Origin of the sequence: Exiguobacterium sp. Leaf187, assembly GCF_001423925.1 — a bacterium.
Classification (GTDB): Bacteria; Bacillota; Bacilli; order Exiguobacteriales; family Exiguobacteriaceae; genus Exiguobacterium_A; species Exiguobacterium_A indicum.
Genome location: NZ_LMPR01000008.1, coordinates 247,865 through 261,535, shown reverse-complemented (window position 1 = coordinate 261,535; position 13,671 = coordinate 247,865). Strand labels below are relative to the sequence as shown.

The window sequence follows — 13,671 nt, the reverse complement described above, 5'->3', positions numbered from 1 at the left end:
ATGGATTTTTTTTACGTAAAAAATGAATAGTCATTCATTCGAAAGGGGAATTTTGCTCATGCTTGGATTGATTCAATCCGTCGAAGAAACTGCTCGAACACATCCGGATTCAACGGCGTATGTGTTTGAGGACACGCAAGTCAGCTATCGTGAGTTTGTCGAGAAGTTTCACCGGGCAGCCGGTGCGCTTGAAGCGAACGGGATCCGAAAAGGCGATCATGTCGCGCTGATTTTAGGGAATAGCCCAGCATTCCTAGTGGCATATTACGCCATCATGAAACAAGGGGCAATCGCGATTCCGATCAACCCTACATACACACCGGATGAAATCGGGTATATCCTGATGAACGGTGATGTGAAGGGGATTTTAGGGATTGCACCGCTCGTCGAAGCTGCAAAAGATCGTCTCGTGCATTTACCGAATCTTAAGATTGTCGTCTCTGTTCCTTACGCGGATCAAGAAGGACCAAACGAAACACATCAACAAGTGACGTTCATCACGCTCGATCGCTGGCTCGAAATCGAACATCCCTTGACCGAAGTGACGAATGAACTGGACGACATCGCTGTCATTCTCTATACGAGTGGAACGACAGGAAAACCAAAAGGTGCGATGTTATCCCACCGTAATCTGACGTCGAATGCGCGCTCGATTGGGGATTATCTACATGTATCCAGTAACGACCGGACACTTGCCGTATTACCGATGTTCCATGTCTTTTGTTTGACGGTCGTCGTCAATGCGTCACTCGCACATGGAGCGTCAATCATCATTGCTTCACGTTTTTCACCACAAGAGACGTTTGAGTTAGCGAAAAAAGAACAGGTGACGATTTTTGCGGGTGTACCGACGATGTATAATTTCTTACTTCAAACCGTGAAGGCTCATCCGGAATATGCGACCTATTTTGAATCAACACGTTTGTTCGTCTCAGGGGGAGCGAGTCTTCCAGTGCCGCTTCTTGAATCATTTGATCGAACATTCCAATGTCATATCCTCGAAGGATATGGTTTATCGGAAGCATCACCCGTCACTTGTTTCAATCCGGTCAATGGTGTTCAAAAACCAGGCTCGATTGGAACATCGATCGTCGATGTCGAAAACAAAGTCGTCGATGAACTCGGACAAGAATTACCAGATGGTCAAGTCGGAGAATTGATCGTTCGGGGACCAAACGTCATGACCGGTTATTACAAGATGCCGGAAGAGTCGCAAGCGACGTTACGCGATGGCTGGTTATATACGGGTGATTTGGCTCGTCGAGATGAAGACGGGTATTTCTATATCGTCGATCGCAAAAAAGATATGATCATCGTCGGTGGGTACAACGTCTACCCGCGTGAAGTCGAAGAAGTCCTCTATCAGCATCCGAACGTCATCGAAGCCGCCGTCATCGGTATACCGGATGAGGAGATGGGCGAAGCCGTCAAAGCATTCGTTGTTGCTCGTGAGACGATGACGGAAGAGGAAACGCAGGCATTCTGTGCTACATCACTCGCGAAATATAAATGTCCGACACAGATTGAGTTCATCGATCAATTACCTCGTAATACGACCGGAAAGATTTTACGGACCGTGTTGAAGAAACAACCGACGAATTCATGACTGTCTCAAGAACTTCAGGTTTCTGAAGTTCTTTTTCTGTGCATAGACAAGAAGGAGGGGATACGAATGAATATCGCATTGATTGCACATGATGAGAAAAAGGATGAGATGATGGGCTTTACACGGGCTTACGCCGCATTCTTTAAGAAAAATACATTATACGCGACAGGAACGACCGGGCAACGGATCATGGAAGCAACCGATCTGCACGTCCATCGCTGTAAGTCAGGTCCACTCGGCGGGGATCAGGAAATCGGAGCGCTGGTAGCACAAGGAAAAATCGATATCGTGATTTTTTTACGCGATCCACTGACGGCCCAACCGCATGAGCCGGACGTCTCGGCACTCATTCGATTATGTGACGTATACGATTTGCCGCTTGCGACGAATGTCGGAACTGCTGAAATTTTAATTAATGGACTCGAACAAGGACAATTTGATTGGAAGGAAATCATTCGAAAACGCCATGAACTGGAACAACAAAAGTTTTTAGACGATTAATTTCATGAGAACGCTTCTCATTTTCGTTTGAGCATGATATAGTCAGTTTGAGGATGATACTGATTATCAATTGCGATGGAAAAGGTGGCGAAGAAAATGGAGATTCTATTAATGACGGGTGTAACGGTATTGCTAGGAGGCGGCGTTGGATTTTTGACGCACGTCGTAAAAATGGAACGTCGTCAACAGGCAACACCTGTGACTTCAAAGAACGAGCAAGTAGCTTATCCAGCGCTCCGTCTCGTCAAATAATAGAAAATTTATGACTTCGCCTTTCTTTTCTTTTGAAAAGAAAGGTTTTTTTGAATTATTATCCACTCTCCCATAATTTTGCGGAATTCCTTTGATACACTGAAACAAAGCACATTAGTCGAGGAGTGAGAGCCATGCATACAATCTATTTAGTTGATGATGAAGTGAACTTGAACCGTGTACTCGTGAAATATTTGGAGCAAGAAGGATGGCAAGTGAAATCATTTACGTCTGGTGAGGCAGCGGCCTCTGCCATCGTTGAAAAGCCTGACTTATGGATTTTAGACATCATGCTACCGGATATGGATGGTTTTCAATTGATTAAACGGATCAAGGCACATGATGAGACGACACCTGTCATCTTCATCTCGGCTCGGGATGAGGACATCGATAAAATCATTGGTCTTGAGATGGGATCAGACGATTACATCGCAAAACCATTCCTTCCGCGAGAACTCGTCATCCGCGTCAAAAAGATTTTGGCACGAACGTATGCGACACCAAAGAGTGGTGTCATCCAATACGGCGATTATATGATTTATCCAGAGAAACGAATCATCGAAGAGAATGGTCAAGAAATCGATTTGACGTCGAAAGAGTACGATTTGTTGATTTTATTCGCTACACAAATTGGGACGCCGATGTCACGCGAGCAGATTCTTGTCAGCGTCTGGGGTGACGATTATTTCGGTTCAGACCGAGTCGTCGATGATCTCGTTCGTCGCGTCCGTAAAAAATTATCGAAGCTTGAGCTCGAAACGATTTACGGCATCGGTTATCGCTTGGTGTCTGCATGAAAAACCGCAGTCTCGGATTCCAGATTTGGGCGATGTTTCTGCTCGTCATCGTCACGCTTTCTGCGGTCATTCTCCTGGTCATCCGTTCATCGATTGGAAATTTCATCGATGAACAGGTCTATGCGACACTTGAGAATAGTGAAGTCTTCTTCTCGAAAGATGCTTCTGTCATCGAGATGTTACAGGATAATCCGATCGAATTCGACCGCCGAAAACAGGAGTCTCGTTCTGTTAACATCTTACTCCTTTCTAAAAACGGCAAACTCTACTACGGTGGAGCGCCACAACAACTGATCAATCAGATGTACCGTGATGCAATTGATCAAAAGACCGTTACAGCAAAGTATACAACTCGTCTTGATAAAGAAGACGTCTATTACAGTATTCGAAAAATCGAGGTTAGCGGCGAAACCTATTATCGTGTCTCTTATGTTTGGGATGCGTATCGGCAAGAACTGATTACACAGTTGTTCTCGAAAATCGGATTCGTCGTCATCATTGGGAGTATCTTTACGTTATTCATTGCCTTTTGGTTAGCGCGACGTTTGACACATCCACTCGTTGAGATCGAGGGAGCGGTTGGGAAAATTGCGGCTCAAAAGTGGGATACACCACTTCCGCTTGACCGTGGGGATGAGATTGGACGACTCGCACGATCGGTCGATGCGATGCGAATGGATCTTGAAAAACAAGATAAGGCACAAAAATCATTACTTCAAAACATCTCCCATGATTTGAAGACGCCGATCATGGTCATCCGAAGTTATGCCCAGTCTATCTCAGACGGGATTTATCCTGATGGTGATTTGACCGGATCCGTATCCGTCATTGATGAAGAAGCGGAACGATTAGAGAAAAAAGTCGCGGCTTTACTCTACGTCACGAAGCTCGACTATTTCGAGCTCGATCGTTCGACGTGGGACAATGTTGACATCGACCGGATGGTGCATCTGTTGAAAAATCGCTTTTCCGGGACGAAGTCACTCGAGTGGCATGTCAGTGGGGAAGCAGGAATCGTTCTTGGTGAAGGAGAGCAGTTGCGTGTTGCGCTCGAAAATGTCATGGACAATGCGATTCGTTATGCCGAAACACGAATCGATATCCGATTGTCCGGAACATCGGATCATGTTCATATTGAAATCGAAAATGATGGACCACCGCTTGACGCCTCCTCACCACTGTTCCATCAATTCTCACGTGGTAAGGAAGGGAAGTTCGGTTTAGGTCTTTATATTGTCAAACGGATCGTCGAGCGTCATGACGGGACGGTCGCAATCGAGAATCGCTCTGCGGGAAATGGAGTCGGAAAAGTTTGTGTGATTTTTAATTTTCCAAGGCACTTCATCGAACAAATGGAGAATCAAAATGAAAGTAAGACAGAGAAATATTAAAAACGGGATCTTTGGATCTCGTTTTTTTCATTAGGAAATAACTAGCAGGACTAAACAACATAACTGATTATTTGATATAACCAATGTAGTCCAGGAAGGGAGCGAAGAATATGTCATACCCAGTTACGGAAGAAACGTTAGCCTTGATCCCGCAATATGGTCAGTACGGAGAGCCGCAGACACTCGTTATTAAGGAACATTCTGAGAGCATTTTAGATGGTCATCCGATTAAATTAATTGAAGAATCCTGTTTGTATTTTGGTTCGTCGATGCGTGGAAGAATTGAAGCAGCGCGGCATATTCTTGGTCCGAACCGAAAGACACCTGTTTTAGTGGATTGGCAAGCACAGACGATTTTCTTTCCAACGACCGCAAAAGAAAAGGCAGAATGTATTTGGATTAATTTTAAACAGATGAAGACTGTTCAGAAAAAATCGGGAAAAGTACAAGTCGAATTTCAGACCGGGCAATGTATCGATACGGATGCCTCGGCATACAGCATCGAGCGACAACGGATTAAAACGCTGGAACTGGCGTATGAAATGCAACGTCGTTTTCAATTGCCGGAGTTTAAGAATCGGTGAAAAGTGGAAACACATAACAGGAATCTTACTTACGTAAGGAGAAACAGTAGAGAGAGAAATCATAGGGAGGTGAAGCGGTAACTTTTACCGCGACACGATGAATGAATCATACGAATGGTTAAATCGCCGAAAACTACAGCCTGGATTTGGTGCGACTGGAGGCAGACGCTTTATCAGTTCCCGCATCGTACGTCCGGAAAATACACCGGGTAAACGAATCAAAGGAATTAAACGGGCACGACAATTGGTCGTCGATGATGCTGGAAATCGCCGTTGGGTCACGAAACGTATCGTTGTGACGGATGCTGCGAAACACGTCACGATGAACCGTCGGACATCTATCGCCTTGAAGGAGACGAATGAGTCGCGCCTAGAGCAAGTCAAACAAAAACTAGCATCTAACAAAAAGGTCTTATTACCGATCTTAGCGGCAACAGGGATCGCTGTCGCAGGTGGGGTCCTTGCTTACGTCCTTCGTCGGAAGAAAAAACAATCTGATCAATAAAAATAAGCCGTTCTCCAATCGGAGGACGGCTTATTTCATGCATTACAAGAATCGTTTTCGTAAAGAAGTCGAGAGTGCTTTTTCTGCGATTTCTTCTAGTTCCGTCAAGTTTGTCGGATCAAAGCTATCATTGTAGAAACGACCTACGAAGTCGACACGGTCGTAATCGAGTTCCTTGAAAATCAAGTGTTTATGGTCGTCATAAAAAACGACACGATAGTAATCAGATCCGCGTTCAAGGGTTACGAGACCTTTGATGTGATCCAATTTTTTTTGTTCTTCGGTTTGCTCTTCCTCGAGCGTGTCATCCTCGTTCGTCGATGCTTCGGCTTGCTCGATCGCATTCTTTACGAGTTCAGGTCGTTGTTCTTGTTCTTCCGTCATGTTTTATCGCCTCCATTTATTATTTTACATGGAAATGGACAGATGAGAAAGAAAAATCCCTCAGTCCATCTGGTGTGCTTCACAAACGCGTAGTACATTCATCGCGCCAATTCGTAATCGATCGAGTAGTTGAAGTCGTGCTTCTTCATTTGGAATTGTATCAAGAGCAGCTACTTCCATCAGTTCCAACCAACGGATGGCATGTTCTTTTTGAATCGGTAATAACCGGTGAATCATCGCTAAACTCGCCGGCGGTTGATCCGGGTCGCGCGGTCCCCCTGTCAATTGGGTCAAGAAGACGAGTTGTGCCTGTTCGACACGTTGTCGATCGTCAGGGAACAACGGTCGCAACAGTGAATCATGGTAGACTTGATGATAGAACGAGCGAACCAAGGATGTGAGTACATGCTCGCCTCCGATGGTTTCGTAAAGTGACAAGGAGCATCACCTGCCTTACATAGGATGTGTCCTGATTATAGCAAATTTATACGTAGAAGACATGCGCCAAAAACAGTACATTTGTTCTTGTTTGTGAGATACTAAGAGTAAAGAAAAACGAGGAGGAGGTTTTCTTGATGAACCATATGCATATTGGTCGTGCCGGTAGTGGGAAAACGACACAATTGATCGAGCGCGTCGTACAAGAACTCGAGCAACGACCATTAGGGGAGAAGATGTATTTCATCGTTCCAGATCAGATGTCATTTGAAATGGAGCGGCGGATTGCGACAGATGAACGGATAGCAGGTCTTGTTCGTCTTGAGGTCATGAGTCTACGGCGCTTTGCGTTTCATATTTTACGCGATTACGGGAATCAAGCGATTCCATTTCTTGATGAGACGGGGACACAGCTATTACTGCGACAGGTCGTTGAGGAATCAGAAGACGAACTGAAGATTTTTAAACGAACTAAAAACATGCCAGGATTTTTCCAAGGACTTGATGAGCTCATTGCGTCGTTTAAACGTTCGTTGATTGAGCCAGACATGTTGCGTCAAGTGAGTGATCGCTCTCTCGAACGGTCACCGAAATTAAACGACCTTGCGTTGATTTATGAGCGCTTTACGGAACGAATTGTCGATAAAGCACTCCATGCAGACGATTACTATACGACGTTACTCGAATTACTTCCCAAAGCGCGACTGGATCAAGCGACGATCATCGTCGACGGATTTTATGAATTTTCGCTCCAGGAACAACAAGTTTTACTCGCCTTGATGCAACAAGTGGCTGAAATGCATATTAGTTTTACAATGGACGCAACGGATCCTTATGCGAAACAAACTTCTTTTGGTGTGTCTCAGCGATGCTACATGCAGTTGATCGGTCAAATGCAGGAGCTGTCGATTCCATACGAAGAAATCTTGTATGATCAACCAATCAAGTTTCAATCAGAAGGGCTACGACATTTGGAGCAGGCCTTGTTGAAGCCGGGATATCCTCCTGTCGATCATGACATTGACGGCTTTCAGATGACAGCTGCAGTTAACCGTCAAGTTGAAGCAGAATCAGCCGTGCGGAAAGCGATTCAACTCGTTCGACAAAAAGGGTATCGCTTTCATGAGATGGCATTCGTCGTGCGACATCTTGAGCCGTATGCGGATCACTTGGAACGAGCCTTCCACATGTATGATGTTCCATATTTCTTGGATCAACGTGAGTCGATGGTTCATCATCCGCTTGTTGACTTGATTCAATCCGCTTTAGACATCGTGACATCGGGTTATCGGGAAGAAACAGTCTTTCGTTTACTGAAGACGGAGCTCTTGCCGATTCCAGCAGAAGATGCGCGTCTAGCGCTCGATCGTTTCGAGACGTTCGTGCTCGAACGCGGCATCAAAGGATCGATGTGGCAACAACCGTGGCAATTAAAGCGACGCTTAGCAGAGGAAGTTCGCTTAACGGAAGAGGAGTTTGCGCAAGAAGAAGAACTGAACCATTTACGAACATTCGTCGTCGACTTGATTGAACCGTTGCACCGTAGGTTAAAGCAGGCGAAGACGATGAGCGCGTATACGAAAGGTCTTTATCAATTCCTCGAAGAACAAAAAATTGCAGAGTGTTTAATGGAATGGCGTAAGCAGGCACTAGAGCAGGATCAATTACTTGTTGCGCGCGAGCATGATCAAGTATACGAAGCGATACTTCATCTATTCGAGCAGCTAGAAGCTGCTGCACCTGAGCATACGTTATCGACGGAGCTGTTCGTTCAGATGGTCGAGACAGGACTTGAGAGCCTTCGTTTTGCACTTGTTCCGCCATCGCTCGATCAAGTGATCGCGACGGACTATGTCCGTGGACGATTACAACGAGTAAAAGTCGTCTTTTTACTGGGAGCGAATGATGGTCTGATTCCGTTCGTTCAAGATCAATCAAAGTTACTGTCCGAAAATGATCATGACTTTTTACATGAACATGGTATTCCGGTTGGGAAAGCGTCTCTTGATGTGTTTGATGATGAGCTGTTTTACCTGTATCAAGGGATGATGGCTCCAAGTGAAGCCTTGTATGTCAGTTACGCACTTGTCGATGAAGAAGGAAAGGCGCTTCAGCCGGCAGCGATCACCAAACAATTAAAGCGACAACTGTTGCTCGATCGTCCGATCAAAACACACTTTGCAGAAGCTGGGGAACACGCACCGCAAGAACAACTTGATTTCGTGACGAGTCCAGATCGCGCGGCAGCAGCGACAGCGATTGAACTCCGGCGTCTTCAACGACGTTATCCGATTCAGCCGATTTGGTTCGAAGTGTACAACACGCTTCTCGAAAATGGACAGGGACGTGAACGGATGGGGTTATTCTCGAGTGCCTTGTTCTATCAAAATAAAGCGGAAGCCTTGCCGGAAGGGTTGGCGCATCGTTTATATGGTGATTCACTGCAAGCGAGCGTTTCGCGTTTTGAGACCTATAACGCCTGCTCGTATAAGCATTTTGCTCGATACGGACTTCGCTTACGCGAGCGAAAGCTGTATAAATTTGAAGCACCAGACATCGGAAATCTGTTCCACGGTGCATTAAATGATCTGTCGCTCAGTATTAAAGCTTCCGGACGACACTGGCGAGAGGTCGATGGCGAGACGTGCGGGACACTTGCGAAGGAAGCTGTCGAAAAGGTGACACCGGAAATTCAGAATGCGATTTTGATGAGTTCGAGTCGGTTCGGGTATATCAAGAAAAAATTGACGGATGTCGTGGAGCAAACAGCTAAAATGCTTGTGGAACAAGCAAAACGAACAGATTTTGAACCCGACTTATTTGAAATCAGTTTTGGGAACGCGACGTTCCCACCATTACGCTTTACGTTACCGGATGGAACAGAAATTGAATTCACGGGTCGCATCGACCGGATTGATCAGGCGACGATCGGTGATCAGCTATACGTTCGAATCATTGATTACAAATCGAGTGCTCGAGGACTGGATTTTGCGGAAATCTATTATGGGCTTGCGATTCAGATGTTGTTGTATTTGAAGACTGTCGTGGAGCAGTCGGAGTTGCTCTATCAACAGCAGGCGAAACCAGCTGGTGCGTTATATTTCCACGTCAAAAACCCGATGTTACGGGGCGATTTATCGGCTGACGAAGAAGAGCGCAATCAACTGTTACTCGAGTCCTATCAAATGCAAGGCGTCATTCTCGAGAATGACGAGGTACTACGAGCGATGGATCATATTGCGTACGATGAACGAAAAAAATCACCGCTTGTCAAAGTGACATTCACAAAAAACGGACTGCATAAGACGCAGACGAAAGGTGTCGTACAAGAGGAAGATTTATCAGCGCTGATGGATCATGCATGGGAGGCATTAAAAGACAGCAGTCAAGATATCTATGATGGGGATATCGCCATCAATCCATTCGATTATCAGGAACGGACACCGTGTAGTTTTTGTGAGTATCGTTCAGTCTGTCAGTTCGATGAATCGCTTGGGAATCAGTATCGCCCATTAAAACCGATGTCTGAAAAAGAGGTACTGGAACGGTTGAAGGAGGAAGAAGAATGAGCGTGCGTTGGACGGAAGAACAACAACAAGCCATTTCAGCTAGAGGTGGACATATCCTCGTCTCAGCGGCAGCGGGATCAGGGAAGACAGCGGTCCTCGTTGAACGGCTGACGCAACGATTGATTGATCCCGAAGATGAGCTGTCGGCTGATCGGATTCTCGTCGCTACCTTTACGAATGCGGCAGCACGTGAGATGAAGACGCGGGTCATCGAGGTCATGGACCAGCGCATCAAAGAGGCACCTGATGATTTGTATTTGAAAAAACAGCGTCAATTGATGAACCGGGCACAAATTACAACGATTCATTCGTTCTGTTTGTCGATTCTGCGCGAGAATTATTACCGGATTGGTTTAGATCCTGCGTTTCGAATTGCCGATGAATCTGAATTACTGTTGTTACAAGACGATGTCTTAGAAGCGGTCTTTGAGTCCTTTTATGCTTCTGAGGACCCGGGATTCTATGATTTGATTGATAGTTATACGTCAGATCGCGATGATCAAGCGATGCTGACACTGATTTCGAATCTCTATCGGTTTTCCCGTTCCTTACCGGATCCGGAAGCTTTTTATGCACATTTAATCAGTCAGTACGATCAGCCGATTGACCCGGATGATTCTCCACTCATGCAACGACTAGTCGAATTAGAGTGGGAAAGTCTCTCGAATGTATTAGGACGTTACCGAGAACTTGCTTTTGAGCTGGAGCAGTCTGGTTATACGGAAATGGGACAGATGATGCTTCAGGACATTGCTCCTTTTACCTCGCTTGAGACGTCGGCACGCCACTGGTCGATGGTTGCGCTTGCTTTTCAAGCAGTAGAGTTCGGTCGCTGGAAGAGTCCACGCGGGGATGAAGGAATCAAACCGTTTCAAGCAGAGCGGACGCGACTCGTAGCGGAGTTCAAGAAAATGAAAGAGCTGTTCGTCCAAAAGACTGGTGTTGATTACTTGGAGGACTTGCGGTCGCAGCTTCGACACGTGGAGACGATCGTGACACTCGTACGTCAATTTGCAAGCGATTATCTCGAAGCGAAACAACAACGTGGTATCGTCGATTTTTCGGATCTTGAACATTTTGCATTAGAGATTTTGACGGACGAAGGACAACCGTCAGACGTGGCAAAACTTCTGAAGGAACGCTTCGTTGAAGTACTGGTCGACGAATATCAAGATACGAACGAGGTTCAGGAACGCATCATCCAATTGGTCTCGAAAACGGATGAGGCGACAGGAAATCTATTCATGGTCGGTGATGTCAAACAATCCATCTATAAATTTCGTCATGCAGAGCCAGGATTGTTCCTTGAGAAATTCAAACGATTCCAACAGACCGACGTTGGAACACGGATCGATTTAACAAAAAACTTCCGGAGTCGTCTTGAGGTGCTGGATGGAACGAATCAAATCTTCCGCCAAGTGATGGATGAGACGGTCGGGGAGATTGATTACGATGAAGCCGCGCACCTTCGACTCGGGAATCTGAGTTATCTCGAATCGGAGCAAGTGGCGCCTGAATTACTCTTGATAGATCCACTTGATAGTGAAAAGGAAGAGGTTGAAGCACGAGCGATTGCGACGCGAATTTTAGAACTCGTTGATTCGAAGCATCCACATCTGATTTACGATGCGAAAGCGAACCGATTCCGAACGTGTGAATACCGCGATATCGTCGTCTTAGCACGGTCGCGTGGTAAGCGTGTCCAAGCGCTTGTCGAAGTGCTCGAACAGTATGAGATTCCGGTCTATGCGGATACGACGGGCGGATACTTCCAAGCGACGGAAATTCAAATCATGATGGCATTGCTCAAGACGATCGATAATCCGCTTCAAGACATCCCATTCGCGAGTCTGTTACGATCGCCGATTTTTGGGGTGGCGGATCGAGATTTAGGACGGATTCGAGCAAAACAAAAAGAAGGAAGCTTTTATGAGGCAGCGCTAGCAATGGCGGCAGAGGAATCATCACTCGGAATTCGAATGGATGAAATCATCCGTCAGATTCAATCATGGCGAACTGAAGCGCGTGGGAGTGCCCTACCTGCCTTCATTCGATCGCTCTTTGATCAGACCGGCTATTTTGAGTACGTCGGCTGTCTCGCCGGAGGAAAAAGTCGTCAAGCCAACTTGAACGCCTTATATGAGCGAGCGAAGCAATATGAGACGTCCGGTTATCGTGGACTCTATCGTTTCCTTCGTCTGATCAATCGATTAATTGAACGAGGAGAAGACTTCGCAGAAGCCCGTTCGCTTGGAGAAGACGAGGACGTCGTTCGCATCATGACGATCCACCAATCAAAAGGACTCGAGTTCCCCGTGACGATCGTCAGCCAATTGACGAAGCAATTCAACAAACAGGATCAAATGCAGGCGATTCAGTTGCATAAGACGTATGGTATTGCCCTGGATGCGATTGATCCGATTCGTCGTTTGCGATCTGGGACACTCTTAAAAGAAGTCATCCGCCGGGAAATGGATCGAGAGATGAAGGCAGAAGAGATGCGCGTCTTGTATGTTGCGATGACTCGAGCGAAGGAAAAGTTGATTCTCGTCGGGACAGTCAAGGATTTAGAAAATCAAATGGCGACCTGGCAGATGACGCCACCAGATGAAGTCTTACTTCCTGAAAATGACCGGCGCCAAGCGAAGAGTTATGCGGAATGGGTCGTTCCGGCAGTCTTACGCAGCAGTTTACTACGTCCGGATGAGACGGATTGGTCGATTCGCGTGATGTCTTTAGAGGAGTTAGCACCGTATCAAGAAATCTCAACACTCGTGGAGCAACTCGAACATGTTCAGAAGCTTGAAAAAATCGATGTGCCGGTTAATTCGCAAGTCAAAGAAATCGTCGAAGCGGCATTTTCGTATCAGTATCCGCATGCGCTTGCGACAGAGACGGCAGCAAAACAGACCGTCACGGAACTGAAGCGGGCGGAACAGCTAGAACGTGCAGCATTCGAAACGACATATCGCCAGACGACGTATTACCGTACGCCACAATTCCTCGGACCTGTTTTAAGTGGAGCGGAACGAGGGACGGTCTTACACTTAGCGATGCAATTGTATGAACCGGACGAATCAATTTCGCAACAAATCAATCAGTGGGAAGCAACGGAACGCATTACGCCGATTGAAGCGACGACGATGCGGGAAGCAACAGCACAGTTACAAGGGTTCCTCGACTCTGAAATCGGACAATTGTTTAGCGAACGATTACGGACGAACCACGTCTATCGGGAATTGCCGTTCACATATAAGATCGGGGCATCGCGTTTCCGGAAAGACTGGATAGGTCCAGTGGATGACGCAGTCATGCAAGGAATCGTCGACTGTTTGATTCAGGATGGGGAGTCATATATCTTGCTCGATTATAAATCGGATCAAATCGTCACGACAGAAGTCGGACAGACACCTGCTGATGTGTTACGGGATCGATACGCAACTCAGTTGAATCTGTATCAAGAAGCGTTAGAAGCGATTCTTCATATTCGAATTTCACGCAAGGTCATCTATGCGTTTGCTTTAGAAGAAACGATTGATTTAATTTAAATTACTGAGACCTTCCTCATCCTCCTACTTTAGGTAGAGATGAGGGAGGTTTTAGTATGGGTCGAAAGAGGGATGAAGAAGAAGGAGGTAAAATCA

Annotated in this window: 11 protein-coding genes; 9 read left to right on the top strand and 2 right to left on the bottom strand. The window is 46.2% G+C overall.

Annotation, left to right across the window (positions count from 1 at the left end; translation table 11 throughout):
* Nucleotides 1–58: 58 nt before the first annotated feature.
* The 7 genes from ASF99_RS03635 to ASF99_RS03610 all read left to right on the top strand — a co-directional run bounded on the left by ASF99_RS03635 (nucleotide 59) and on the right by ASF99_RS03610 (nucleotide 5,636).
* Complete coding sequence (locus ASF99_RS03635; RefSeq protein WP_055967000.1) at nucleotides 59–1,606, top strand: fatty acid--CoA ligase family protein; 1,548 nt, start codon at nucleotides 59–61, stop codon at nucleotides 1,604–1,606.
* A 66-nt stretch (nucleotides 1,607–1,672) separates the two neighbouring features.
* Nucleotides 1,673–2,107 (top strand): methylglyoxal synthase, encoded by a 435-nt coding sequence (mgsA, locus tag ASF99_RS03630; protein WP_023467379.1) that lies wholly within the window; start codon nucleotides 1,673–1,675, stop codon nucleotides 2,105–2,107.
* Nucleotides 2,108–2,203: 96 nt separating this feature from the next.
* The gene (locus ASF99_RS17415; protein ID WP_023467380.1) at nucleotides 2,204–2,359 is read left to right on the top strand and encodes a hypothetical protein; all 156 of its coding nucleotides are present in this window, start codon (nucleotides 2,204–2,206) and stop codon (nucleotides 2,357–2,359) included.
* A 134-nt stretch (nucleotides 2,360–2,493) separates the two neighbouring features.
* A complete protein-coding gene (locus ASF99_RS03625; RefSeq protein WP_023467381.1) occupies nucleotides 2,494–3,156 on the top strand; it encodes a response regulator transcription factor in 663 nt (220 codons plus the stop codon).
* Nucleotides 3,153–4,547, top strand: a complete 1,395-nt coding sequence (locus tag ASF99_RS03620) for a HAMP domain-containing sensor histidine kinase (protein WP_023467382.1) — start codon at nucleotides 3,153–3,155, stop codon at nucleotides 4,545–4,547. The genes ASF99_RS03625 and ASF99_RS03620 overlap by 4 nt, the downstream gene beginning before the upstream one ends.
* 110 nt (nucleotides 4,548–4,657) lie before the next feature.
* Nucleotides 4,658–5,131 (top strand): competence protein ComK, encoded by a 474-nt coding sequence (locus ASF99_RS03615; RefSeq protein ID WP_035398461.1) that lies wholly within the window; start codon nucleotides 4,658–4,660, stop codon nucleotides 5,129–5,131.
* A gap of 97 nt (nucleotides 5,132–5,228) precedes the next feature.
* A complete protein-coding gene (locus tag ASF99_RS03610; RefSeq protein WP_023467385.1) occupies nucleotides 5,229–5,636 on the top strand; it encodes a hypothetical protein in 408 nt (135 codons plus the stop codon).
* Nucleotides 5,637–5,678: 42 nt separating this feature from the next.
* Here ASF99_RS03610 and ASF99_RS03605 read toward each other — a convergent pair whose 3' ends face one another.
* Together ASF99_RS03605 and ASF99_RS03600 are read right to left on the bottom strand one after the other, a co-directional pair.
* On the bottom strand, nucleotides 5,679–6,020 hold the full coding sequence (locus ASF99_RS03605) for a hypothetical protein (RefSeq protein WP_023467386.1): 342 nt from the start codon (nucleotides 6,018–6,020) through the stop codon (nucleotides 5,679–5,681).
* A 60-nt stretch (nucleotides 6,021–6,080) separates the two neighbouring features.
* Entirely contained in the window at nucleotides 6,081–6,458 is a 378-nt protein-coding gene (locus ASF99_RS03600; RefSeq protein WP_035398458.1) for a truncated hemoglobin, read from the bottom strand.
* Between the two features lie 137 nt (nucleotides 6,459–6,595).
* On the opposite strand from ASF99_RS03600, the gene addB reads away from it, so the two are divergent.
* Both addB and addA read left to right on the top strand, forming a co-directional pair.
* A complete protein-coding gene (addB, locus tag ASF99_RS03595; RefSeq protein ID WP_055966997.1) occupies nucleotides 6,596–10,027 on the top strand; it encodes a helicase-exonuclease AddAB subunit AddB in 3,432 nt (1,143 codons plus the stop codon).
* Nucleotides 10,024–13,575 carry a helicase-exonuclease AddAB subunit AddA gene (gene addA / locus ASF99_RS03590; RefSeq protein WP_055966993.1) on the top strand — a complete coding sequence of 1,184 codons (3,552 nt, stop codon included), beginning with the start codon at nucleotides 10,024–10,026 and terminating at the stop codon, nucleotides 13,573–13,575. The genes addB and addA overlap by 4 nt, the downstream gene beginning before the upstream one ends.
* The last annotated feature ends 96 nt before the right edge of the window (nucleotides 13,576–13,671 follow it).

Excerpts from the sequence above, each read along its gene's own strand:
- ASF99_RS03635 (WP_055967000.1), top strand. The coding sequence starts at position 59 with ATGCTTGGATTGATTCAATCCGTCGAAGAAACTGCTCGAACACATCCG.
- mgsA (WP_023467379.1), top strand. The coding sequence starts at position 1,673 with ATGAATATCGCATTGATTGCACATGATGAGAAAAAGGATGAGATGATG.
- ASF99_RS03610 (WP_023467385.1), top strand. The coding sequence starts at position 5,229 with ATGAATGAATCATACGAATGGTTAAATCGCCGAAAACTACAGCCTGGA.
- ASF99_RS03605 (WP_023467386.1), bottom strand. The coding sequence starts at position 6,020 with ATGACGGAAGAACAAGAACAACGACCTGAACTCGTAAAGAATGCGATC.
- addB (WP_055966997.1), top strand. The coding sequence starts at position 6,596 with ATGAACCATATGCATATTGGTCGTGCCGGTAGTGGGAAAACGACACAA.
- ASF99_RS03625 (WP_023467381.1), top strand. The coding sequence starts at position 2,494 with ATGCATACAATCTATTTAGTTGATGATGAAGTGAACTTGAACCGTGTA.
- ASF99_RS03615 (WP_035398461.1), top strand. The coding sequence starts at position 4,658 with ATGTCATACCCAGTTACGGAAGAAACGTTAGCCTTGATCCCGCAATAT.
- ASF99_RS17415 (WP_023467380.1), top strand. The coding sequence starts at position 2,204 with ATGGAGATTCTATTAATGACGGGTGTAACGGTATTGCTAGGAGGCGGC.
- addA (WP_055966993.1), top strand. The coding sequence starts at position 10,024 with ATGAGCGTGCGTTGGACGGAAGAACAACAACAAGCCATTTCAGCTAGA.
- ASF99_RS03620 (WP_023467382.1), top strand. The coding sequence starts at position 3,153 with ATGAAAAACCGCAGTCTCGGATTCCAGATTTGGGCGATGTTTCTGCTC.